Raw genomic sequence first — 22145 nt, 5'->3', positions numbered from 1 at the left:
ATGCGCGTGCCCGAAAACGTGCGGCGATGGTAACGGATGGGCGCACGACTGCAAGTGTCGTCATAGCAGTTGCGCTTCGGGCAGGGTCAGTGTGCGCGGGATCTTCTTGGCATCCCAGTGTGCGCTGCCCCACTTGAGTAATTCTTGCGGTGAGGCGTGGGCCAGTTCAGCGCCAGGGTTTTGCCCCAGAGCACGCAGGGCGCGCAGCAACAATGGTGTGGCTTGATCGGCTTGCAGCGGCGGCGAGCGATAGGACTTGCCGAGTTTGTTGCCGTCCGGTTGGGTAATCAGCGGCAGGTGCAGATAGCGCGGCTGGCGCAACCCCAGCAACTCTTGCAGATAGAGTTGGCGCGGCGTCGAGTCGAGCAGGTCGGCACCACGCACGATGTCGGTGATACCTTGCCAGGCATCATCCAGCACCACCGCCAGTTGATAGGCGTAGAGACCGTCACGGCGGCGGATCACGAAATCGCCGACGTCGCGACCCAGATGCTGGCGGTATTCGCCTTGCACGCGGTCGATAAAGTGGTATTCCAGTTCGGGTACGCGCAGGCGGATAGCGGCGTCTTGCTGATCGTGGCCAGCATTGCGGCACAGGCCCGGATAAATCCCGTTATACGCTTCGAGCTGTTTGCGCGAGCACGTGCAGGCGTAGGCCAAGCCGTGATTGAACAGGCTGTTGAGCACGTCCGCGTAGGCGTCGTGGCGATCGCTCTGGCGCACCATGTCGCCGTCCCACTCGAAGCCGTAACTTTCCAGCGCCTTGAGAATTGCGGCTTGTGCGCCGGGTTCTTCGCGGGGTGGGTCGAGATCTTCCATGCGCACCAGCCAGCGACCGCCGACCGAGCGAGCGTCGAGGTAAGAGGCTAGGGCGGCAACCAGCGAACCGAAGTGCAAGTGGCCACTGGGGGTTGGGGCGAAGCGGCCGATGTAGGCGGGGGATATTTTGGCAGTCATGGAGACGAAGCTACTTTTCAGGCTATACGCAGGTCAACCTGTGGGAGTGAGCCTGCTCGCGATAGCGGTGTGACATTCAACACCGATATTGACCGACCCACCGCTATCGCGAGCAGGCTCACTCCTACAAAAGGCAAAAGGCAGAAACAAAAACGGAGCGTTCGCACGCTCCGTTTTTCGTTCAGGTCGAGATTACTTGCCGACCTGCTTTTCCTTGATTTCCGCCAAGGTCTTGCAGTCGATGCACAGATCCGCGGTTGGACGGGCTTCGAGGCGCTTGACGCCGATCTCGATGCCGCAGGACTCGCACCAGCCGTACTCTTCGTCCTGAATCAGCTCCAGGGTCTTGTCGATCTTCTTGATCAACTTGCGCTCGCGGTCGCGGGCGCGCAGCTCGAGGGCGAATTCTTCTTCCTGACTGGCACGGTCGGCCGGGTCAGGGAAGTTGGCCGCTTCGTCTTTCATGTGATCAACAGTACGGTCGACTTCCTGCATCAAGTCCTGTTTCCACTTGTTCAGGATCTTGGTGAAGTGCGCTCGCATCGGGGCGCCCATGTACTCTTCACCGGCCTTCGGAACATAAGGTTCGAAACCGCTGATCGTCGTTTGCTGCTGTTGCTTTGCTTGGGTGGGCATGAAATGGACCGCCTCTACTCTTGTAATCCATTGCGCAGGATTGCTCCATCACCGACACCTGCCGGCCCTGCGGCTGCAAGCGGGCGAACTTACCAGATCAATTCGGCCTGCGCTACTCCCGGATGTCGAGGCCCCGGCGGGTGGCGCTTGCAAATGTTTGGCAAGCCGTGTCTGGTGGTGCTGAAGACCTGTTCAATCACTGATTTTAGTCAATCCTGGAGCGTACGCTCATATCGTTACAGTCCAGCGTTCTTGAGGCTGTGACCGCTGCGGGTTCTCGCTCGTTCCGGCAGATGGGTAGAATCGTCTCTTTTTCCCTGCCGAAGGAAAACCAATGGCTCAGCCCTACAGTGCGCGCAGTCGTGCGATCGAACCGTTCCATGTGATGGCGCTGCTGGCGCGGGCCAATGAATTACAGGCTGAAGGCCACGACGTGATCCACCTGGAAATCGGCGAGCCGGACTTTACTACTGCCGAGCCGATCATCCGTGCCGGGCAGGCCGCTTTAACGGCGGGCAAGACCCGTTACACCGCTGCGCGCGGCATTCCTGAATTGCGCGAGGCGATTTCCGGTTTTTACCAATCGCGCTATGGCCTGAACATCGATCCGCGGCGGATTCTGATCACGCCGGGCGGTTCCGGTGCGCTGTTGCTGGCCAGCGCTTTGCTGGTCGATCCAGGTAAACACTGGCTGCTGGCGGATCCGGGTTATCCGTGTAACCGGCATTTTCTGCGCCTGGTGGAAGGTGCCGCGCAGCTTGTTCCTGTAGGGCCGGACGTGCGCTATCAGTTGACTCCGGATCTGGTCGAGCGTCATTGGGATCACGACAGCGTCGGTGCATTGGTCGCTTCGCCGGCCAACCCGACCGGGACGATCCTGACCCGCGATGAGCTGGGCGGGTTATCCACAGCCATCAAGGCGAAACACGGGCATCTGCTGGTGGACGAGATCTATCACGGTCTGACTTACGGCACCGATGCTGCGAGCGTGCTGGAAGTCGATGACAGCGCTTTTGTGTTGAACAGTTTCTCCAAATATTTCGGCATGACCGGCTGGCGTCTCGGCTGGCTGGTGGCGCCGGATGCTGCCGTCAGCGAGCTGGAAAAACTGGCGCAGAACCTCTACATCAGCGCGCCGAGCATGGCCCAATATGCGGCGTTGGCCTGTTTCGAACCGGACACCATCGCCATTCTGGAAGAGCGCCGGACCGAATTTGGTCGCCGCCGTGATTTCCTCCTGCCAGCGTTGCGCGAGTTGGGTTTCAACATCGCCGTGGAGCCGGAAGGCGCGTTCTATCTTTACGCCGATATCAGCCAGTTCGGCGGCGATGCCTTCGCGTTCTGCCGACATTTTCTCGAAACCGAACATGTAGCGTTCACCCCGGGTCTGGATTTCGGTCGCTATCAGGCCAGCCACCATGTGCGTTTCGCCTACACGCAAAACCTCCCTCGCCTACAGGAAGCGGTGGAGCGTATTGCCCGTGGCTTGAAGAGCTGGCAAGGCTGATGCGTTTTTATCCTCCTCTGGAAGAGGCGCGACTGATCCGTCGTTACAAGCGTTTTCTCGCCGATATCGAAACCGTTGACGGCGAGTTGCTGACCATTCACTGCCCGAACACTGGTTCGATGCTCAACTGTCAGGTCGAAGGCGGGCAGGTCTGGTTCAGCCGCTCAAATGACCCGAAACGTAAATTACCGGGCACTTGGGAAATTGGTGAAACCCCGCAGGGCCGCTTGTTCTGCGTGAACACTGCGCGGGCCAACGGTTTGGTCGAAGAGGCGTTGCAGGCGGGTGTGATCACCGAGTTGAACGGTTTCACCGCGTTGAAGCGCGAAGTCGCGTACGGCCAGGAAAAAAGCCGCATCGATTTTCGCCTCGAATACCCGAGCGGCCCGGCCTATGTGGAAGTGAAAAGCGTCACGCTGGGTTTCGACGGCACAGCGGTGGCGGCGTTTCCCGATGCGGTGACCCAGCGCGGCGCCAAACATCTGCGTGAGCTGGCGCATCTGGCGCGGGATGGGATTCGAGCGGTGCAGTTGTATTGCGTCAATCTGACCGGGATTGACGCGGTGCGGCCGGCGAAGGAAATCGATTCGGCCTACGCCGATGCGCTTCTCGAAGCGGTGGCTTGTGGCGTTGAGGTGCTGGCGTATGGCGTGCGGCTGGACCATGAAGAGATGGTCATCGACCGGCGTCTCGACGTGCTGCTTAACGGTTAAACATCGATCCACAGCCCTTGCGCATCTTCCCGGCAAGAAATGGCGGTGAGTGTTTGCCCGGCGCAGGGGCCGGCGACGCATTCACCGTCCTCGATCAGAAACAGGGCGCCGTGGGTGGCGCACTGGATCAGGCTGTTGCTCGGGTCGAGAAACCGGTCGGGTTGCCATTCCAGGCCCACGCCCCGGTGCGGGCAGCGATTGAGGTAGACATAGACCTGACCATTGCGACGTACGGCAAACAGCTTTTTTCCGTCGATCTCGAATCCACGACTTTTCGCTTCGGCCAGATCGGCGCCTGCGCAGAGAAGCTTCATGGCTATCCTCTAGTGTCCGCTCGTTTCTGGATATGTCCGAGCTTGACGTTTAAATGCAAACAATTATCAAATGGCGGCCTTCACCCGCAGGTGTCTGGCAGATGTCGAGGATACTTGGCCTGCCATCCGGATGCCCGGGAAAAAACCTTATTCAAGGAAGCTGTGTATGCGCCTGAGTACCCGCGTTGCCGTGCTGTGTGTCGGACTTTTTGTCAGCCACCAGGCTGCAGCGGCCGATTTGCCGCAACGTTGGGTCAGCGCCGGCGGTGCGCTGTCGGAGTGGGTAACAGCATTGGGCGGCGAGTCGAAACTGGTTGGCGTCGATACCACCAGCCAGCATCCGGAGTCGTTGAAGGCGCTGCCAAGCATTGGTTATCAGCGCAGCCTTTCCGCTGAAGGCATTCTCAGCCTGCGTCCGGACATTCTCATCGGCACTGAAGAAATGGGCCCGCCACCGGTACTGTCGCAGGTAAAAGCGGCCAAGGTTCAGGTGGCGTTGTTTTCGGCTCAGCCAGATCTGCCAACGCTGGAGAAAAACGTTACTCATTTGGGCCAATTGCTCGGCGCACAGGCTCAGGCCGCGCAACTGCTGCACAGTTATCAACAGCAACTCGATGCGCAGAAGGCTCGGGTTACTGAAGTGCAGACTAAACAAAAAGCGCCGGGTGTGCTGCTGTTGCTTGGACATGCCGGTGGCAAGCCATTGATTGCTGGCAAGGACACCGCCGCCGACTGGTTGCTGCAACAGGCGGGCGGACATAACCTGGCGACGCATACGGGTTACAAGCCGTTTTCCGTGGAATCCCTCGCCAGTCTCGATCCTGAAGTGCTGGTGTTCGCCGACCGTGCGTTGACCGGTGAGACGGCGAAAGCGGCGTTGTTCAAGGAAAACCCGATTCTCAATTCAAGTCGCGCCGCGAAGACCGGGCGTGTGCTGGAGCTGGATCCGACCCTGCTGGTCGGTGGGCTCGGGCCGCGTTTGCCAGCGGCGCTGAAAACCCTGACTGACGGTTTCTACCCGGCCAAGAGCGGCCAATGACCACACTGGTAAAACCCCGTGGCTTGTTCATTGGCCTGACGCTCCTGTGTTTATTGGCGATCTGGCTATCGTTGGCACTCGGGCCCGTCAGTCTGCCGCTGTTCGACACGTTGCGTGCCGCGTTACGCATGATTGGTGTGCCGTTGGCACCGGACGGACTGGAGCAGGCTGAACTGATCCTTGGGCAGATTCGTCTGCCGCGAACGCTGCTGGGGCTTGCAGTGGGCGGTGTGCTGGCGTTGTCTGGCGTGGCGATGCAGGGCTTGTTTCGTAACCCGCTGGCCGATCCGGGACTGGTCGGTGTTTCCAGCGGAGCGGCATTGGGCGCAGCGATCGCGATTGTCGGCGGTGCTTTTTTTGGCGGCCTGCCGGAATGGATCGGGCCGTATCTGCTGTCGGTCTGCGCGTTTCTCGGCGGCCTCGGCGTGACGGCGCTGGTGTATCGACTGGGTCGCCGTAATGGCCAGACCAACGTCGCTACCATGTTGCTGGCGGGCATCGCACTGACGGCGCTGGCCGGTTCGGCGGTGGGGCTGTTCACTTATCTGGCGGATGACGCGACCTTGCGTACGCTGACGTTCTGGAACCTCGGCAGTCTCAACGGCGCCAGTTACGCGCGGTTGTGGCCATTGCTGATCATCAGCGCCGGCGTGGCGTTGTGGTTGCCGCGTCGCGCCAAAGCGCTGAATGCCTTGCTGCTCGGGGAATCCGAGGCTGGTCATTTGGGCATTGATGTCGAGCGGCTCAAGCGTGAATTGGTGTTTTGCACGGCGCTGGGGGTTGGCGCAGCAGTGGCGGCCGCCGGGATGATCGGTTTTGTCGGGCTGGTGGTGCCGCATCTGGTGCGCTTGCTGGCGGGGCCAGATCACAAAGTGTTGCTGCCGGCCTCCGTGCTGGCGGGAGCGAGCCTGTTGCTGTTGGCTGATCTGGTCGCGCGGCTGGCGCTGGCACCGGCAGAGTTGCCGATCGGCATCGTCACCGCGTTTATCGGTGCGCCGTTCTTCCTCTATTTGCTGCTGCGAGGGCGTGCCTGATGTTGCGTGCGCAGAATCTGCACATCCAGCGTGGTCGCAAGGCTGTGCTCAGCGATGTCTCGTTGCAGCTCGAGTCGGGTGAAGTGCTCGGTGTGCTTGGGCCGAACGGTGCTGGCAAAAGTACGTTACTCGGTGCCTTGTGCGGTGAGCTGGCAGCGAGCGCGGGCGGGGTTTCACTCGACGGGCAAGCGTTGAGTCACTGGACTGGCCCGCAGCGCGCGCAACGACTGGCGGTGTTGCCTCAGGCATCGACCCTGGATTTTGCTTTTCGCGTTGAGGAAGTGGTCGGCATGGGCCGCTTGCCTTGGCAAAGCGGGCGGGTGCGGGATGCCGAAATCATCGCACAGGCATTGACGGCAGCGGATGCCGGGCACTTGAGCGGTCGCAGTTATCTGGCGTTGTCCGGGGGCGAGCGTCAGCGTGTGCATCTGGCGCGGGTGCTCGCGCAGCTTTGGCCGGGGCAGGCCGGGCAGACACTGTTGCTGGATGAGCCGACTTCGATGCTTGATCCGCTGCATCAACATACGACACTGCAGGCCGTACGCGAGTTTGCCGATCGTGGCGCGGCGGTGTTGGTGATCCTGCATGATCTGAATCTGGCGGCGCGTTATTGTGATCGCATTCTGCTGCTGGAAGGTGGGTGTCCGGTGGCGCTGGATACACCGCAGCAGGTTTTGCGTCCGGACACGCTTCAGGCCGTATTCGGTCTCGAAGTGTTGGTGCAGCCGCATCCGGAGCGCGGGCATCCGCTGATCATCGCCCGCTGACAGGATCCTTGAGGTGATGGCATGCGTGGGTTGTGGTTGTTGGCGGTGATGTTACTTGCGGGGTGTCAGCATGTTGCGGCGCCACCGCCGATCAGTGGCGAGATTCGCGACCTGCGCAACGGTCAGGTGCTGACGGCACAGCAGTTGCTGACGCGTCTTGTCGAGTCTGAACGGCTGATTATCGGTGAGCAGCATGACAACGCCGATCATCACGCCGCGCAATTGTGGCTGTTGCGCTCGCTCGGTGAGCAGCGGCCGCAGGGCAGTCTGTTACTGGAAATGCTCACGCCGGATCAGCAGCCTCGCATTGATCAAGTGCGCCAGGCTGCAACGCCGCCCGCGGACTTCCCTGGCGCATTGGCCTGGAAGGACGGCTGGGACTGGAATCTCTATGGACCCATTGTCCGCTTCGCGCTGACTCAGCCGTATCCACTGCTGGCGGCGAATCTGGATAGCGCTGAAATCCGCGCCTTCTATCGTGATCCGCCGGTGTTAAAGGGGACGCGCAGCAATACGGAATCCGTGAAAGCCGTTTTGCTGGAACAGATCAGCGATTCCCATTGTGGCCTGCTGCCCGAATCACAGATGCCGGCGATGCTCGCCGTTCAGCAACAACGTGATCGGCGTATGGCCGAGCGTCTGCTGGCGGCTCCTTCACCTTCAGTCCTGCTGGCCGGTGCGTGGCATGCGCGCAAGGACGTCGGCGTGCCGTTGCATGTTGTTGATCTGGGCGCCGCCCAGGCACCCACCGTGTTGCTGTTGGCGGAGCATGGCTCCGAGGTAACGGCTGCGATGGCCGATTACGTTTGGTACACGCCGGCCACGCCAAAACAGGATTACTGCGAGCAGATGCGTAAACAGTTCGGCAAATGACTTTTCCACAGGCAAAAAAAGACCCGGTAAAAACCGGGTCAAATAACCGTGATTAGCCTGATGAGGAGATAATCTGAGAGTCCGAACCAAGGGCTTTTCAGAATATCGACTGATCTCGCGACCAGTTGTGATAATCATAGCGATTCTCATTACCGAGTCAACAACTGTTTTTCCGTTTCTTTGAAATCGTCTTGAAAATGGTCGGTACGCCCCGCAAACAAAGACTTTTAGCATTGACCTTCAGTCGGTGTCATTTGCGTGATCAGCCGATTCAACTGGCCGATCCGCCGTGCCATGCTCTCGATCAGGCTGTGGGCGATCTTTGGATTGGTGCGGGTCATGCTCAAAAAATGATCACCGGGAATCAGCATTACCGTGCTCGGTTCTCGTGCGATCACCGTGGCATTGCGTGGTTCGCCGGTAAACACGGCCATGGCACCGAAAATCTCGTCTTTGGCCACATCTCCCACCTTATGCCCGTCGACAAACGCTTCGGCATGCCCGTCGATGATCACGAACACGTGATCAGCCGCGTCCCCTTGGTTAATCAGGATTTCACCCGCCTCGACCCGTTTGAAGCCATTGGTGCTGCGAAACTCGCGCGGTTTCAGTTCCGCGACGGCATGGGCGAGGATCGCCATCTGCCCCAGCAGATACTCTAGAAACTGGTCTGTCCGATGAGCGTCGGCATACACATGCTGGAAAACCTCACGGCGCCAATAGGGCGTCAAGCGCAACGCCCCGTCACTGCACAAACGGCAATCAGCCCAGTCCTCACCTTGCTGAAGGCCGATCAAATCGCCGTCCTGCCAATAAAACAGCGGACGGGCGCCGATACAGCCGTTGATCATCCCTTCATTCAGCATGAATAGCTGATCGGCGGGTAACTGCGTCAGCAAATCATCCGCCGCCTCCAGTTCCAGCATCGGCCCGCAAGGCGCCAAATCGCGCAGCCACAGTGCGGGCAAGCTCTGCAAACGGTTGATCAAGGCATCGGCGCAGGCCGATTGTTCCCCCAGTAAATACATGACGGTCAATGCCCGCTCAGTTCTTGTGGCGCGAGGAAATGGCTTCGAGTTGCTTGTTGAGGGCGTCCTTGCGTTCGGCGGGGATGTCGTTCCAGTGCACATCCATCAGCGCGCCTTCGATCGCATACAACAACACCTTCGATGCACGAAACCCGCGGGTACGCACAGCCCGATAGGCGTCCACCGCGCCCAGGCGACGCAAGTCCGAGGCGCTGTGGATGCCCACGGCATGCAGCCATTGCGCCGACGTCTTGCCAAGATTCTTCAGGTGTTGCAGTTCATCATTCATCAAGCCTCCTTGCGACGGCCGAATGGTGCGTGGGCGAGCTTCTCAGGAGTGTAGCCATCAGTAGGAAAAGCGTGATTGTTTGGTCGGATTCAACGCAAACGCTTCTAAGAAAGGGCGCTTGAAAGGCCTGCGAACGCAGAAAGAAGGGGAAAAAACACATATCAATGTAGGAGTGAGCCTGCTCGCGATAGCGGACTGGCAGGCACACATGTGTTGAATGTTAGACCGCTATCGCGAGCAGGCTCACGCCTACAGGGTGGGCGTCGTGTCAGAGGGGAGGCGACTGTCAGCGGGTGCGATAGCGCAGGCGCGTGCCGAAATTCATCGACATCAGAATCTCGTCAGCGCTCAGTTCCGGCGGGAAGTAAGCCCCGGAAATCTGCGCGTGAGCCAGGCTCGCGCCTTCCAGCGACGCATTGCGGAAATCGATGCCTCGCAGATCGGCAGAACGGAAATACGCGTCCCTGAAATCCACGCCATCGGCATTCAGTTCACGCAAATCAAGACCACGGAAATCGCCGCCGACCATGTCGATCGGGCCATCTTGTGGGCGCTCTTTGTTGAAACCTGTGATGTCGTCTTTGTGCAGCAAGGCATATAGCGGGGTGTCGAGAAGTTTCGGCTGGCTCATGTCATATCACCGTTGGTTTTATGACGCCAGTATAGTGCCACTATTTGACGGCCGTGAAGCAAGCGAGGGCTTCACGGCCGAAATAGTTTCTTACAGGCCAGGCAGGCGTTGACGAATCTGCGCGACCACGGTGTCCAGCATGCCGGATTCATTGGTCTGTACGCGTTTGCTGCGCAGGATTTCTTCCGGCGTCAGCGCTTCGCGATTGGCCTGCTGCGCTTCGATCACCGCCAGGGTGGCGTCGGACGGATCCTTTTGGTCGGCCTGACGGATCGCCAGCCAGCTCTCGATCACCGCTTGTGGCGCGTTGCAATCGAGGATCAGGAATGGCGTGCCGGTGGCTTCGGCAATTTTTGCCGCGTTGTCGCGTTGTTCGCGTTTGAGGTAAGTCGCGTCAATGACCACCGGGAAACCAGCGTGCAGGATCACTTCAGCGATTTCATGCAGACGCGCGTAAGTGGCGGCGCTGGCGTCGGCACTGTAAATGCCGGCCTGCACATCATTAGCAACAGTTTGCTCACCGAACAGACGCTTGCGTTCTACGTCCGAACGCAGGCGGATGGCACCCAGCGCTTCGACCAGACGCATGGCCACGTGGCTCTTGCCGACAGCGGAAACGCCGTGGGTAATCGCCATGAAGCGCGATGGAATGGTGCTGTAGCTTTCCGCCAGGTTGGCGTAGTTGCGGTACTGGCGCAGGGTGGTGGCGCGCTGCACCGGGGTCGCGTCAGCCGGCATGCTGAACAGGGCAACCTTGGCACGCACCAGTGCACGGTAGGCTTTATAGAAGTTCAGCACTTCCAGGCCCTGATAGTCGCCAGTCAGCTCCAGATATTGGCTGATGAAGCGGCGCGCCAGGGATTTCAGACCACGGTCTTCCAGGTCCATCGCGAGGAAACCGGTGTCGGCCCAGACGTCAGTGAAGCGGAACGGTTCGTTGAACTCGATGCAGTCGAAGATCACCACTTTGCCGTCGATAACCGTGGCGTTGCCCAGGTGGATGTCACCGTGGCATTCACGGGTGAAACCCTCGGTCTTGCGCTGAGCGAACAGTGGCTTGAGACGTTCGAAGCTGCTTTCGGCCCAGGCTTTCAGTGCATCGAGTTGCAGCAGATCGTTTTTGTCGCTGAGAAACGGCAGGATCTGTTCGAAGTTTTGCGAGACCGGCGCCATCACACTGTCCGGGGTGCCGGCGTCGTGTTCGGCCGGGACCTTTGGCGCGGTGAGGTGGAAGCGTGCGATCTGCTCTGCCATCTCGTCGATGTGCCGAGTCGTCAGCTCACCGTTGGCTTGCAAGGTGCTGAGCAAACCGCTCTGCGGGAATTGACGCATTTTCAGTACGTATTCGATGGCCGGACCGTCGCCGCCCAGTTGCGGTGCTTCAAGGCTGCCGGTGACTGGCAACACTTCCAGATACAAATCATCGGTCAGGCGCTGGTTCAAACGCAGCTCTTCCGCACAGAAATGCGCGCGCGATTCGAGGCCAGTGAAGTCGAGGAAGCCGAAATTAACCGGCTTCTTCATTTTATAAGCGAAGGGACCGGTGAGGATCACCCACGAGATATGGGTTTCGATGACCTGAAACCCTTCGACAGGGTGCGGGTAGAGGGCCGGGTTTTGCAGGGCAGCGATCAGAGACTGGCTCACGGGCGATCCTTCAGAGACTGGGGGAAATTCGAGGCCGCCATTATGGCCGCTCGCCAGCCCGACGCAAACCTCGGAGCGCTCCTGTTGAGGATGAATAAAGTGCGTATAATCCGCCGCCATGACTCGAACTCGATCCCCCCGTACCAAGAAAAAACCACCCTCCAAGGGCCTTAGCCCATGGTTGAGCTGGGCCATTAAACTCAGTCTGGTCGGCCTTGTCGTGCTGGCTGGCTTCGCCGTTTACCTCGATGCCGTGGTGCAGGAGAAGTTCTCCGGCAAGCGCTGGACCATCCCGGCCAAGGTTTACGCGCGGCCGCTCGAGCTGTTCGTCGGACAAAAGCTCAGCAAGGACGACTTCCTTACCGAACTCGATGCCCTCGGTTATCGCCGCGAAGCCGTGAGCAATGGTCCCGGCGCGGCAGCCGTCAGCGGCAATACCGTCGATCTGAATACCCGTGGCTTCCAGTTCTATGAAGGCCTGGAAAAACCGCAGCCGGTGCGCGTGCGTTTCTCTGGCGATTATGTGGCTGAGCTGTCGGCGACCAACGGATCGAAATTGTCTGTGGTGCGCCTCGAACCGCTGATGATCGGCGGTATTTATCCGAAGAATCTTGAAGACCGCATTCTGATCAAGCTCGATCAAGTGCCGCCGTATCTGCTCGAAACTCTGATCGCTGTCGAAGATCGCGACTTCTATAGCCACTGGGGCGTGTCGCCGAAGTCGATTGCCCGGGCTATCTGGGTCAACACCTCGGGCGGCAAGATGACGCAGGGCGGCAGTACGCTGACCCAGCAGTTGGTGAAAAACTTCTACCTGACCAATGAACGCAGCCTGACCCGCAAGCTCACCGAAGCGATGATGGCGATGCTGCTGGAGCTGCATTACGACAAAAAGGAAATCCTTGAGGCCTACCTCAACGAAGTCTTCGTCGGGCAGGATGGTCAGCGCGCGGTGCACGGTTTCGGTCTGGCCAGCCAGTTCTTCTTTGGGCAGCCATTGTCCGAGCTGAAGCTGCATCAGGTGGCGATGCTGGTCGGCATGGTCAAAGGTCCGTCCTACTACAACCCGCGTCGCAATCCTGAGCGCGCGCTGGAGCGGCGTAACCTGGTGCTCGACGTGCTTGAGCAGCAAGGCGTGGCGACGGCCGAACAGGTTGAAGCGGCGAAGAAAATGCCGCTGGGCGTGACTACTCGCGGCAAGCTCGCCGACAGCTCGTTCCCGGGCTTTATCGATCTGGTCAAACGCCAGTTGCGTGAAGACTATCGCGACGAAGACTTGACCGAAGAAGGTCTGCGCATCTTCACCAGCTTCGACCCGATCCTGCAGATGAAAGCCGAGGCCTCGGTAAACGACACCTTTAAACGTCTGTCCGGGCGCAAGGGCTCCGACGATGTCGAAGCGGCGATGGTCGTGACCAATCCGGAAACCGGCGAGGTCCAGGCAATGATCGGCAGTCGTCAGGCCAGTTATGCCGGTTTCAACCGCGCACTGGATGCCGTGCGACCGATCGGCTCGTTGATCAAGCCTGCGGTTTATCTGACTGCGCTGGAAAAGCCGAGCCAGTACACCCTGACCAGTTGGCTGTCTGATGATCCGTTGTCGGTCAAAGGCGCGAACGGTCAGGTGTGGAAACCGCAGAACTATGATCGCCGCTCCCACGGCACCGTGTTCCTTTATCAGGGGCTGGCGCATTCCTACAACCTGTCGACCTCGCGTCTGGGTCTGGAAGTTGGCGTACCTAACGTACTCAAGACCTTGGGTCGTCTGGGCGTGACGCGTGAGTTCCCGGCATTCCCGTCGATGTTGCTTGGCGCCGGTGGCATGACCCCGATCGAAGTCGCGACCATGTACCAGACGCTGGCCAACGGTGGTTTCAACACGCCGATGCGTGGCATTCGCAGTGTACTGACCGCCGAGGGCGAGCCGCTCAAGCGTTATCCGTTTCAGATCGAGCAGCGCTTCGATCCGGCGTCCATCTATCTGATCCAGAACGCCATGCAGCGCGTGATGCGTGAAGGTACCGGCAGCTCGGTTTATAACGTGTTGCCGAAGACCCTGACGCTGGCGGGCAAGACCGGTACCAGTAACGATTCCCGGGATAGCTGGTTCGCCGGTTTCAGTCAGGATCTGCTGGCGGTGGTCTGGTTGGGGCGCGATGACAACGGCAAGACGCCGTTCACCGGGGCCACCGGTGCGTTGCAGGTCTGGACCAGTTTCATGCGCAAGGCCGATCCGCTACCGCTGGACATGCCGCAGCCGGACAATGTCGTACAGGCTTGGGTCGATTCGCGTACCGGGCAGGGCTCCGATGCCAACTGTCCGGGGGCGGTGCAGATGCCGTATATTCGCGGCAGCGAACCGCCACCCGGCGCCGCGTGTGCGGGCGAAACGCCTGCCTCCGGCGAGTCGGTGATGGATTGGGTCAAGGGCTGGATGAATTAAGCAAAGAGGGTTTCAAGTGAACAAGTGGTTGATTCCAGCGGTGACCGCCGTGGCTTTGCTCAGCGGCTGCTCTACCGTACAGCGTGGTTCGATTCCGGTTGTTGACTCCGGTACTACGGTGTCCAACAGCGAACGTATTTCGGCCAATGGCGGCTTCCGTCAAACGACGGTGAAGCGTCCGGCACAGGGCCAGACCCAGGCGATTCCGCAAGGTGACACTGGCGTGGTGGTGATGGTGCCGGGTGGCGGCGCGACGACTTCTGCGCCAATCAGCTCCTCGCCAATCGTGCCGGGTCCGGCGTCCGGTGGTATCACGCCTGGGCCGTACAACCCATCAGCAGTTGAATCGGCGCCGATCAACTCGGGCACTTACAACATGCCTTCGACGCCGAGCGGAATTCCTTCGGCCAGCAGTGGCGGTGGACTTTCCGCCGACGAGCAACTGGATGGTCCGGTGCTCGCCTTGCTGACAACAGCGCAGCAACAACAGGCCGGCGGCGACCTCAACGGTGCGTCCTCCAGCCTGGAGCGTGCTCAGCGTGTTGCCCCGCGTGAGCCGCAAGTGCTTTATCGCTTGGCGCAGGTGCGCATGGCCCAAGGTGATGCGCCACAAGCGGAGCAATTCGCTCGGCGCGCGCTGACGATGGCCAACGGTCGCCCGGACCTGCAGGCCAACCTGTGGGAAGTCATCGCTCAGTCCCGTGAGAAACAAGGCGATTCAGCGGGCGCCGCTCAGGCCCGTCAGAAGGCCAAGGTTTCGCTGTGATGGATGCCCGTTTCCCGAAAATCGCCGATCAGCTGTTGCTGATTGAGCGTGAACTGCGCACTCAAGGCTGGTGGGACGAGGTTCAGCCGTCGGTGGAAGCGTTGAGCAGTGTCGAGCCGTTTTCGGTCGATACGCTCGACTTCGAGCAATGGCTGCAATGGATCTTCCTGCCGAAGATGAAATACATCCTTGAGCAGGACCAGCCGTTGCCGAATGCCTCGGGGATTCAGGAAATGGCTGAAATGGTCTTTGCCCAGCGCAACCTGGGTGGCAAGGATCGTCAGCTTCAGGTGCTGCTCAAAGAGTTTGACCTGTTGATCACTGCCTCGCGCTAATACCGATTCTGTGTAGGAGCTGCCGAAGGCTGCGATCTATTGAACTTTAAAGTCAAAAGATCGCAGCCTCGTTTCACTCGACAGCTCCTACAGTCCTGCAGATGGCTATTGGCAATTCTCGGCTATCTGTTTCTGAGCCTCGACAATGCGTTCCTGACGCTGCGCATCATCCAGCCGTCGCATCTGTCCCTCCACCTCTTCCCTCAAACGCGGATTGTTCTGCAATTGCGCAAGGTTCGTGCGTGCCTGCTCGCAAAACTGTTTGAGCTGCTCCTGTTGGTCCGCGACCTGTTTCTTCACTTTGTCGTCGATAGCCTTCTGGTCACCGAGTACACCGCTGCCCGGCATTGCCGCCGGTGTGGTCGGAGGCGAGGAGGGCGTCTGCATTGTCGTCGATGGCTGACCCGGTGGCGGCTGCGCATCGAAGTGCGTGACACCCTGGGCATCGACCCATTTGTAGATTTGAGCGGCCATGCACCATGGGCTGAGGCCGATCAGCAGAGTAAGGAGGAGCGTTCGCATGCTGATTCCTTGGCAAAATTGCGCAATTGACACTAACAGAGTAGCGGTTTTCAGGTTTTTTCTTGCGTTCTCATGTGCTTACCCACAATTAACCACACAGACGACTTGACTTGGAGAGGGCGAAACAGAAGAATCCAAAGTCCGCTGTAGAGGGACTGCCAGAAGCAGACCCACTCGGTAGATCATGAGGCGCACATCCGCGCCGACCTGTTACACCCGCAACGCGTTACCTCGCGCTGGGTGGGAAAGGCCCGCAACACTTGGGACGATCCCAATACTTGCTCAGTCAGTGCTGACGTAGTCGGCGACCACCGTCGCTCATGCTCTGCCGAGAAGTAAACCTATTAAGACCCGCCCCTTTTTTGTGGACGGTATTCTGGCGTTTTAGAGGTGAACAACGTGGAGCTTTTATCTGGCGGTGAGATGCTCGTCCGCTTTTTGCGTGACGAAGGCGTCAAATATATCTACGGGTACCCGGGCGGTGCTCTCCTGCATGTTTACGATGCCCTGTTCAAAGAACCGGAAGTGACTCACATCCTGGTTCGTCACGAACAAGCGGCAACCCATATGGCTGACGGTTATGCCCGTGCCACCGGTAAAGCCGGCGTGGTATTGGTGACGTCCGGTCCTGGCGCCACAAACGCCATCACCGGTATCGCGACCGCCTATATGGACTCGATTCCAATGGTGATCATTTCCGGTCAGGTGCCAAGCACCATGGTCGGCACCGACGCGTTCCAGGAAACCGACATGATCGGTATCTCCCGGCCGATCGTGAAGCACAGCTTCATGATCAAGCACGCCTCGGAAATCCCGGAAGTCATGAAGAAGGCGTTCTACCTGGCGCAATCCGGTCGTCCGGGCCCGGTCGTGGTCGATATCCCGAAAGACATGACCAACCCGGCCGAGAAGTTCGAATACATCTTCCCGAAGAAAGCCAAGCTGCGTTCCTACAGCCCGGCCGTTCGTGGTCACTCCGGGCAAATCCGCAAGGCAGCAGAAATGCTTCTGGCGGCCAAGCGTCCGGTCATGTACTCCGGTGGCGGCGTAATTCTCGGCAACGGTTCCGCACCGCTGACCGAACTGGCGAAAATGCTCAACCTGCCCGTGACCAACACGTTGATGGGCTTGGGTGGTTTCCCGGGGACTGATCGTCAGTTCATCGGCATGCTCGGCATGCACGGTAGTTACACCGCCAACCTGGCGATGCACCATGCTGACGTGATCCTGGCTGTCGGTGCACGCTTCGACGATCGCGTGATCAATGGCGCAGCGAAGTTCTGCCCGAACGCCAAGATCATTCACATCGACATCGACCCGGCTTCGATTTCCAAGACCATCAAGGCCGACGTGCCAATCGTGGGTCCTGTCGAGAGCGTCCTGACCGAAATGGTCGCGATCCTCAAGGAAATCGGCGAGACCCCGAACAAGGAGTCCGTGGCCAGTTGGTGGAAGCAGGTGGATGAATGGCGCGGTGATCGCGGCCTGTTCCCTTACGAAAAGGGCGACGGCAGCCTGATCAAGCCGCAGACCGTGATCGAAACCCTCTGCGAAGTGACCAAGGGCGATGCCTTTATCACTTCCGACGTTGGCCAGCACCAGATGTTCGCGGCGCAGTACTACACGTTCAACAAGCCAAATCGCTGGATCAACTCCGGTGGTCTGGGCACCATGGGCTTCGGTTTTCCGGCGGCCATGGGCATCAAGTTGAGCTTCCCGGATGACGACGTTGCCTGCGTAACCGGTGAAGGCAGTATCCAGATGAACATCCAGGAACTGTCGACCTGCCTGCAATATGGCTTGCCAGTCAAAATCGTCATCCTCAACAACGGTGTTCTGGGGATGGTTCGTCAGTGGCAGGACATGAGCTACGGCAGCCGCCACTCACACTCCTACATGGAATCGCTGCCTGACTTCGTCAAGCTGGCTGAAGCCTACGGCCACGTTGGCGTACGCATCACTGAATCGAAAGATTTGAAGTCGAAGATGGCAGAAGCGTTCGCCATGAAGGATCGCCTGGTCGTGATCGATATTTCGGTCGACACCAGCGAGCACGTCTATCCGATGCAGATCAAAGACGGCTCGATGCGCGATATGTGGCTGAGCAAGACGGAGCGTACTTAATCATGCGGCACATTATTTCCTTGCTTCTGGAAAACGAACCCGGCGCTTTGTCTCGCGTAGTCGGCCTGTTCTCGCAGCGCAACTACAACATCGAAAGCCTGACCGTGGCCCCGACCGAAGACCCGACCCTGTCGCGTCTGACGCTGACCACCGTTGGCCACGATGAAGTCATCGAGCAGATCACCAAAAACCTGAACAAGCTGATCGAAGTGGTCAAGCTGGTGGACCTCTCGGAAAGTGCTCACATCGAGCGCGAACTGATGCTGGTCAAGGTCAAGGCCACTGGCGCCCAACGCGCCGAGATCAAACGCACCACCGATATTTACCGTGGACAGATCGTCGACGTCAGCGCCAGCGTGTATACCGTTCAATTGACCGGTACCAGCGACAAGCTCGACAGCTTCATTCAGTCCATCGGCACCGCATCGATTCTGGAAACCGTCCGTAGCGGCGTGACCGGCATTGCCCGCGGCGACAAAGTACTCAGCATCTAAACCAAATTAGCGAATGGCCTGAACGGCCTGGATATAAAGGGGAAATTCATGAAAGTTTTCTACGATAAAGACTGCGACCTGTCGATCATCCAGGGCAAGAAAGTTGCCATCATCGGTTACGGTTCCCAGGGCCACGCCCAAGCGTGCAACCTGAAAGACTCCGGTGTCGACGTTACCGTTGGTCTGCGTAAAGGTTCGGCCACTGTTGCCAAAGCTGAAGCTCATGGCCTGAAAGTGACCGACGTTGCTTCCGCTGTTGCTGCGGCCGACCTGGTCATGATCCTGACCCCGGACGAGTTCCAGTCCTCGCTGTACAAGAATGAAATCGAGCCGAACATCAAGAAAGGCGCCACCCTGGCCTTCTCCCACGGCTTCGCGATCCACTACAACCAGGTTGTTCCGCGTGCCGACCTCGACGTGATCATGATCGCGCCGAAAGCTCCGGGTCACACCGTACGTTCCGAGTTCGTCAAGGGCGGCGGTATCCCTGACCTGATTGCTATCTACCAGGACGCCTCGGGCAACGCCAAAAACGTTGCGCTGTCCTACGCCGCTGGCGTTGGTGGCGGTCGTACCGGCATCATCGAAACCACCTTCAAGGACGAGACCGAAACCGACCTGTTCGGCGAACAAGCCGTTCTGTGCGGCGGTACCGTTGAACTGGTAAAAGCCGGTTTCGAAACCCTGGTTGAAGCTGGCTACGCGCCGGAAATGGCCTACTTCGAGTGCCTGCACGAACTGAAACTGATCGTTGACCTCATGTACGAAGGCGGTATCGCCAACATGAACTACTCGATCTCCAACAACGCTGAGTACGGCGAGTACGTGACCGGTCCGGAAGTGATCAACGCCGAATCCCGTCAGGCCATGCGCAACGCCCTGAAACGTATTCAGGACGGCGAATACGCCAAAATGTTCATCAGCGAAGGCGCAACCGGCTACCCTTCGATGACCGCCAAGCGTCGTAACAACGCCGCTCACGGTATCGAAGTCATCGGCGAGCAACTGCGCTCCATGATGCCGTGGATCGGTGCCAACAAGATCGTCGACAAAGCCAAAAACTAAGTCGTTGTCCCTTGTATGAAAAAACGCGGCCTCGGCCGCGTTTTTTCGTTTAAGGCGGTGGTTCTGGTATAAAGCTGCAGCGTTTGTGGCCGAACTGTCGTCCTCAAGCACCTGTCGAATTTTCTTCAAACCGTTGCAAGGTAATGTCCATGAGCGAACGTCCCGAAGAGCCGAACAAGGCTTCTGACGCCGAAAGCCTGTTGCCCATCGATGAGCACATCGAAGAAGGGCACGACGCAGAAGGTCGTAAAGTCCGGCATCGTGGTATCTATCTGCTGCCGAATCTGTTCACCACTGCGAACCTGTTCGCAGGGTTTTACTCCATCATCAATTCGATGAGCGCCCAGGCTGCGTTGAGTGCCGGTGATTCGGCGAACGCGAGCAAGTATTTCGCGTTCGCCGCGATCGCTATTTTCGTCGCCATGGTGCTCGACGGCCTCGACGGTCGTGTCGCGCGCATGACCAATACGCAAAGTGCCTTTGGCGCCGAGTACGACTCGCTGTCGGATATGGTCGCGTTCGGTGTTGCACCGGCGTTGCTGGCATTCGGTTGGGCGTTGGGCGACATGGGCAAGGTCGGCTGGATGGTTGCCTTCATCTATGTAGCAGGCGCGGCGTTGCGTCTGGCGCGTTTCAATACGCAGGTTGGCACGGCCGATAAACGTTACTTCATCGGTCTGGCCAGTCCGGCAGCGGCCGGTGTGGTGGCGGGGATTGTCTGGGCATTCAGTGATTACGGGATCCAGGGTTCGAAGATGTCGTTCCTGGTCGCGTTGATGGTGGCGGCTGCCGGCATGCTGATGGTCAGCAACATCAAGTACAACAGCTTTAAAGAGCTGGACTTGAAGGGGCGCGTACCGTTTGTGGCGATCCTTGCGGTGGTGCTGGTGTTCGCCGTGGTCTTCAGTGATCCGCCGCGCATTCTGTTGCTGGTGTTCCTCGCTTACGCGGCTTCCGGCCCGGTTCAGTACCTGTTGCATCTTCGTCGGCACAAAAAAGCCGAGTGATGTAATTTCCCGCATACTCCGCAGTCTATGGGTGCATCTGTCCTCCAAAGCTGCGGAGTTGCCATGTTGATCAAAGTCCCCAAAGCGTCCGACTGCTACGAGTCGGATGTCACGCCTGAGTCCATTTATCTCTCTCGCCGCCAATTGCTGGGGGCTACTGCTGCCGGTATCGCCGTCAGTAGCCTGCCGCGCTGGGCCAATGCCGACGATGCGGCGCGGTATGCCGATGTCGAGCCGGGCAAGGCACCTGCATGGTTCACCGAGAAGCTGCCTTCTACTAAATGGGGGGCGGTCAACGTCAAGGATGAGGCGATCACGCCTTATAAAGACGCCACTCACTACAACAACTTTTATGAGTTCGGTACCGATAAGGGCGACCCGGCGGCGAATGCGGGCTCGCTGAAAACCGAACCATGGAGTGTGGTGGTCGACGGGGAGGTGGGTAAGCCAGGGCGCTATGCGCTGGAAGACTTCATGAAGCCTTACCAGTTGGAGGAGCGTATCTATCGTTTGCGCTGTGTCGAGGCGTGGTCGATGGTCATTCCGTGGATCGGTTTTCCAATCTCGGCGCTGCTCAAGCAGGTCGAGCCAACGTCCAAGGCCAAATACATCCGTTTTGAAACCTTGCAGGATCCCAAGAGCATGCCTGGCCAGCGTTCAGGGTTTGCCCTGATCGATTGGCCTTATGTAGAAGGCTTGCGGTTGGATGAGGCGATGAATCCACTGGCGATTCTGGCGGTGGGTATGTATGGCCGCGAGTTACCGAATCAGAACGGTGCGCCTCTGCGCTTGGTGGTGCCATGGAAGTACGGCTTCAAGAGCGTTAAATCCATCGTCCGTATCAGCCTGGTCAGCGAGCAGCCGAAGACGACCTGGCAGAGTATCGCGGCAGATGAATACGGCTTCTATGCGAATGTGAACCCGACGGTTGATCACCCACGCTGGACCCAGGCGCGGGAGCGGCGACTGCCCAACAGTCTGTTCAAGCCAAATGTGCGGGATACGCAGATGTTCAACGGCTACTCGGATGAAGTCGCTTCTTTATACACAGGGCTCGATCTGCGGAAGAATTACTGATGCGATTCCCGTACTGGCGTATAGGCGTTTTCATTGCGGCGGCAGTCTGGCCGATGCTGTGGTTGTATCAGGCTCTCGGGGATTTGCTCGGGCCCGATCCTGGCAAAGTGCTGGTGGATCGGCTGGGCTTGGGGACGTTGGTGTTGTTGTTGATCACTCTGAGCATGACACCTATGCAGAAGCTCACCGGTTGGGCAGGGTGGATTGCAGTGCGCCGACAGCTGGGGCTCTGGTGTTTTGCCTATGTGGTTTTGCATCTGTGTAGTTATATGGCGTTTATTCTGGGTTTCGATTGGTCGCAGCTGACTGTCGAGTTGCGTAAGCGGCCCTACATAATAGTGGGGGCTTTGGGTTTTCTCGGATTGTTGGCGCTGGCGGTGACGTCAAATCGCTACAGTCAGCGTCGTTTGGGGTCGCGCTGGAAGAAGCTGCATCGTCTGGTCTATGTGATTCTTGGCCTGGGTTTGCTGCATATGCTGTGGATCGTGCGTGCTGATCTCGAGGAATGGGCGATCTATGCCTTTGTAGGCGCGGTGCTTCTGTTGCTGCGTATTCCGCCAGTGATGCGTCGGATCCCGCGTTTGCTGGCTAAAAAGCAGGTTTTGCAAGAAAAGCGAAATTAACGGTTGACGGCAGATTCAGGATGTCTATAATTCGCCCCACTTCCGGCGCAGTCGAAACGGAAAACTCCTTGAGATTCAATGAGTTATGTAGGTTTCGGCGGCAGGTTGCTTCAGTTCAACGAAGCCAAAAGGAAGTTGAAAAAGAGGTGTTGACAGCAGCGTGTAACGCTGTAGAATTCGCCTCCCGCTGACGAGAGATCGGAAGCGCAAGTGGTTGAAGTTGTTGAAGAAATCTTCGAAAACTTCTGAAAATA

The 22145-nt window shown here is 58.6% G+C and carries 23 protein-coding genes; 15 read left to right on the top strand and 8 right to left on the bottom strand.

Features of this window, described 5'->3' with window-relative positions; translation table 11 throughout:
- Window positions 1–60 precede the first annotated feature (60 nt).
- Complete coding sequence (gene gluQRS / locus AC0ZWN_RS17910; protein WP_476335951.1) at window positions 61–957, bottom strand: tRNA glutamyl-Q(34) synthetase GluQRS; 897 nt, start codon at window positions 955–957, stop codon at window positions 61–63.
- A 192-nt stretch (window positions 958–1149) separates the two neighbouring features.
- On the bottom strand, window positions 1150–1593 hold the full coding sequence (gene dksA, locus AC0ZWN_RS17905) for an RNA polymerase-binding protein DksA (RefSeq protein WP_064118688.1): 444 nt from the start codon (window positions 1591–1593) through the stop codon (window positions 1150–1152).
- 334 nt (window positions 1594–1927) lie between these two features.
- On the opposite strand from dksA, the gene AC0ZWN_RS17900 reads away from it, so the two are divergent.
- Window positions 1928–3100 (top strand): pyridoxal phosphate-dependent aminotransferase, encoded by a 1173-nt coding sequence (locus AC0ZWN_RS17900; RefSeq protein WP_476335949.1) that lies wholly within the window; start codon window positions 1928–1930, stop codon window positions 3098–3100.
- On the top strand, window positions 3100–3813 hold the full coding sequence (gene sfsA, locus AC0ZWN_RS17895) for a DNA/RNA nuclease SfsA (RefSeq protein ID WP_476335948.1): 714 nt from the start codon (window positions 3100–3102) through the stop codon (window positions 3811–3813). Before AC0ZWN_RS17900 ends, sfsA begins: the two co-directional genes overlap by 1 nt.
- On the opposite strand, the gene AC0ZWN_RS17890 is transcribed toward sfsA, so the two are convergent.
- Window positions 3810–4127 (bottom strand): Rieske (2Fe-2S) protein, encoded by a 318-nt coding sequence (locus tag AC0ZWN_RS17890; RefSeq protein ID WP_476335947.1) that lies wholly within the window; start codon window positions 4125–4127, stop codon window positions 3810–3812. The genes sfsA and AC0ZWN_RS17890 overlap by 4 nt on opposite strands.
- 166 nt (window positions 4128–4293) lie before the next feature.
- Here AC0ZWN_RS17890 and AC0ZWN_RS17885 point away from each other — a divergent pair, with 166 nt between their 5' ends.
- Genes AC0ZWN_RS17885 through AC0ZWN_RS17870 form a run of 4 tightly spaced genes read left to right on the top strand, consistent with a single transcriptional unit; the run spans window position 4294 to window position 7840 of the window.
- The gene (locus tag AC0ZWN_RS17885; RefSeq protein WP_476335945.1) at window positions 4294–5166 is read left to right on the top strand and encodes a heme/hemin ABC transporter substrate-binding protein; all 873 of its coding nucleotides are present in this window, start codon (window positions 4294–4296) and stop codon (window positions 5164–5166) included.
- Window positions 5163–6200: a FecCD family ABC transporter permease gene (locus AC0ZWN_RS17880; protein WP_476335944.1), complete on the top strand. Its 1038-nt coding sequence runs from the start codon at window positions 5163–5165 to the stop codon at window positions 6198–6200. The genes AC0ZWN_RS17885 and AC0ZWN_RS17880 overlap by 4 nt, the downstream gene beginning before the upstream one ends.
- Window positions 6200–6967, top strand: a complete 768-nt coding sequence (locus AC0ZWN_RS17875; RefSeq protein ID WP_476335942.1) for a heme ABC transporter ATP-binding protein — start codon at window positions 6200–6202, stop codon at window positions 6965–6967. The genes AC0ZWN_RS17880 and AC0ZWN_RS17875 overlap by 1 nt, the downstream gene beginning before the upstream one ends.
- Window positions 6968–6988: 21 nt before the next feature.
- Window positions 6989–7840: a ChaN family lipoprotein gene (locus AC0ZWN_RS17870; protein ID WP_476335941.1), complete on the top strand. Its 852-nt coding sequence runs from the start codon at window positions 6989–6991 to the stop codon at window positions 7838–7840.
- Between the two features lie 227 nt (window positions 7841–8067).
- Here the strand turns inward: AC0ZWN_RS17870 and AC0ZWN_RS17865 are convergent, their stop codons facing one another.
- The 4 genes from AC0ZWN_RS17865 to AC0ZWN_RS17850 form a co-directional block, all read right to left on the bottom strand.
- Window positions 8068–8868 (bottom strand): Crp/Fnr family transcriptional regulator, encoded by an 801-nt coding sequence (locus AC0ZWN_RS17865; protein ID WP_476335998.1) that lies wholly within the window; start codon window positions 8866–8868, stop codon window positions 8068–8070.
- Between the two features lie 16 nt (window positions 8869–8884).
- Window positions 8885–9157, bottom strand: a complete 273-nt coding sequence (locus AC0ZWN_RS17860; protein WP_003228231.1) for a TfoX/Sxy family protein — start codon at window positions 9155–9157, stop codon at window positions 8885–8887.
- Between the two features lie 286 nt (window positions 9158–9443).
- On the bottom strand, window positions 9444–9788 hold the full coding sequence (locus tag AC0ZWN_RS17855) for a pentapeptide repeat-containing protein (protein ID WP_007909940.1): 345 nt from the start codon (window positions 9786–9788) through the stop codon (window positions 9444–9446).
- Between the two features lie 90 nt (window positions 9789–9878).
- Complete coding sequence (locus AC0ZWN_RS17850) at window positions 9879–11435, bottom strand: bifunctional aminoglycoside phosphotransferase/ATP-binding protein (protein ID WP_476335940.1); 1557 nt, start codon at window positions 11433–11435, stop codon at window positions 9879–9881.
- 118 nt (window positions 11436–11553) lie between these two features.
- Between AC0ZWN_RS17850 and mrcB the strand changes: the two genes are divergently transcribed.
- The 3 genes from mrcB to AC0ZWN_RS17835 are packed head-to-tail and all read left to right on the top strand — an operon-like array spanning window position 11554 to window position 14979.
- Window positions 11554–13878, top strand: coding sequence for a penicillin-binding protein 1B (mrcB, locus tag AC0ZWN_RS17845; protein ID WP_095048655.1), 2325 nt, complete (start codon window positions 11554–11556; stop codon window positions 13876–13878).
- Window positions 13879–13894: 16 nt separating this feature from the next.
- Window positions 13895–14644: a tetratricopeptide repeat protein gene (locus tag AC0ZWN_RS17840; protein ID WP_476335938.1), complete on the top strand. Its 750-nt coding sequence runs from the start codon at window positions 13895–13897 to the stop codon at window positions 14642–14644.
- Window positions 14644–14979, top strand: coding sequence for a YqcC family protein (locus AC0ZWN_RS17835; protein WP_460130174.1), 336 nt, complete (start codon window positions 14644–14646; stop codon window positions 14977–14979). Before AC0ZWN_RS17840 ends, AC0ZWN_RS17835 begins: the two co-directional genes overlap by 1 nt.
- Window positions 14980–15084: 105 nt before the next feature.
- On the opposite strand, the gene AC0ZWN_RS17830 is transcribed toward AC0ZWN_RS17835, so the two are convergent.
- A complete protein-coding gene (locus tag AC0ZWN_RS17830) occupies window positions 15085–15501 on the bottom strand; it encodes a DUF4124 domain-containing protein (protein WP_476335937.1) in 417 nt (138 codons plus the stop codon).
- Window positions 15502–15900: 399 nt separating this feature from the next.
- Between AC0ZWN_RS17830 and AC0ZWN_RS17825 the strand changes: the two genes are divergently transcribed.
- From AC0ZWN_RS17825 to msrQ, 6 genes are all read left to right on the top strand, one after another.
- Window positions 15901–17625, top strand: a complete 1725-nt coding sequence (locus tag AC0ZWN_RS17825; RefSeq protein ID WP_093434972.1) for an acetolactate synthase 3 large subunit — start codon at window positions 15901–15903, stop codon at window positions 17623–17625.
- Window positions 17626–17627: 2 nt separating this feature from the next.
- On the top strand, window positions 17628–18119 hold the full coding sequence (ilvN, locus tag AC0ZWN_RS17820) for an acetolactate synthase small subunit (RefSeq protein WP_003176102.1): 492 nt from the start codon (window positions 17628–17630) through the stop codon (window positions 18117–18119).
- Window positions 18120–18167: 48 nt separating this feature from the next.
- A complete protein-coding gene (gene ilvC / locus AC0ZWN_RS17815) occupies window positions 18168–19184 on the top strand; it encodes a ketol-acid reductoisomerase (protein WP_007909969.1) in 1017 nt (338 codons plus the stop codon).
- Between the two features lie 149 nt (window positions 19185–19333).
- Window positions 19334–20191, top strand: a complete 858-nt coding sequence (gene pssA, locus AC0ZWN_RS17810; protein ID WP_016983477.1) for a CDP-diacylglycerol--serine O-phosphatidyltransferase — start codon at window positions 19334–19336, stop codon at window positions 20189–20191.
- A gap of 63 nt (window positions 20192–20254) precedes the next feature.
- Window positions 20255–21268, top strand: coding sequence for a protein-methionine-sulfoxide reductase catalytic subunit MsrP (gene msrP / locus AC0ZWN_RS17805; RefSeq protein ID WP_186625168.1), 1014 nt, complete (start codon window positions 20255–20257; stop codon window positions 21266–21268).
- Window positions 21268–21891, top strand: a complete 624-nt coding sequence (msrQ, locus tag AC0ZWN_RS17800) for a protein-methionine-sulfoxide reductase heme-binding subunit MsrQ (RefSeq protein ID WP_093434948.1) — start codon at window positions 21268–21270, stop codon at window positions 21889–21891. The genes msrP and msrQ overlap by 1 nt, the downstream gene beginning before the upstream one ends.
- The last annotated feature ends 254 nt before the right edge of the window (window positions 21892–22145 follow it).

This window comes from Pseudomonas sp. 3B-A001-10F (genome assembly GCF_056313565.1).
The sequence above is the reverse complement of the archived record's forward strand: the minus strand, read 5'-3'. Positions and strand labels throughout refer to the sequence as shown.

Coding starts and splice junctions, on each gene's coding strand:
- AC0ZWN_RS17890 (WP_476335947.1), bottom strand. CDS start 4,127: ATGAAGCTTCTCTGCGCAGGCGCCGATCTGGCCGAAGCGAAAAGTCGT.
- AC0ZWN_RS17865 (WP_476335998.1), bottom strand. CDS start 8,868: ATGTATTTACTGGGGGAACAATCGGCCTGCGCCGATGCCTTGATCAAC.
- msrQ (WP_093434948.1), top strand. CDS start 21,268: ATGCGATTCCCGTACTGGCGTATAGGCGTTTTCATTGCGGCGGCAGTC.
- AC0ZWN_RS17855 (WP_007909940.1), bottom strand. CDS start 9,788: ATGAGCCAGCCGAAACTTCTCGACACCCCGCTATATGCCTTGCTGCAC.
- AC0ZWN_RS17875 (WP_476335942.1), top strand. CDS start 6,200: ATGTTGCGTGCGCAGAATCTGCACATCCAGCGTGGTCGCAAGGCTGTG.
- dksA (WP_064118688.1), bottom strand. CDS start 1,593: ATGCCCACCCAAGCAAAGCAACAGCAGCAAACGACGATCAGCGGTTTC.
- AC0ZWN_RS17900 (WP_476335949.1), top strand. CDS start 1,928: ATGGCTCAGCCCTACAGTGCGCGCAGTCGTGCGATCGAACCGTTCCAT.
- mrcB (WP_095048655.1), top strand. CDS start 11,554: ATGACTCGAACTCGATCCCCCCGTACCAAGAAAAAACCACCCTCCAAG.
- pssA (WP_016983477.1), top strand. CDS start 19,334: ATGAGCGAACGTCCCGAAGAGCCGAACAAGGCTTCTGACGCCGAAAGC.
- ilvC (WP_007909969.1), top strand. CDS start 18,168: ATGAAAGTTTTCTACGATAAAGACTGCGACCTGTCGATCATCCAGGGC.
- AC0ZWN_RS17880 (WP_476335944.1), top strand. CDS start 5,163: ATGACCACACTGGTAAAACCCCGTGGCTTGTTCATTGGCCTGACGCTC.
- msrP (WP_186625168.1), top strand. CDS start 20,255: ATGTTGATCAAAGTCCCCAAAGCGTCCGACTGCTACGAGTCGGATGTC.
- AC0ZWN_RS17835 (WP_460130174.1), top strand. CDS start 14,644: ATGGATGCCCGTTTCCCGAAAATCGCCGATCAGCTGTTGCTGATTGAG.
- AC0ZWN_RS17830 (WP_476335937.1), bottom strand. CDS start 15,501: ATGCGAACGCTCCTCCTTACTCTGCTGATCGGCCTCAGCCCATGGTGC.
- AC0ZWN_RS17860 (WP_003228231.1), bottom strand. CDS start 9,157: ATGAATGATGAACTGCAACACCTGAAGAATCTTGGCAAGACGTCGGCG.
- AC0ZWN_RS17870 (WP_476335941.1), top strand. CDS start 6,989: ATGCGTGGGTTGTGGTTGTTGGCGGTGATGTTACTTGCGGGGTGTCAG.
- gluQRS (WP_476335951.1), bottom strand. CDS start 957: ATGACTGCCAAAATATCCCCCGCCTACATCGGCCGCTTCGCCCCAACC.
- sfsA (WP_476335948.1), top strand. CDS start 3,100: ATGCGTTTTTATCCTCCTCTGGAAGAGGCGCGACTGATCCGTCGTTAC.
- ilvN (WP_003176102.1), top strand. CDS start 17,628: ATGCGGCACATTATTTCCTTGCTTCTGGAAAACGAACCCGGCGCTTTG.
- AC0ZWN_RS17885 (WP_476335945.1), top strand. CDS start 4,294: ATGCGCCTGAGTACCCGCGTTGCCGTGCTGTGTGTCGGACTTTTTGTC.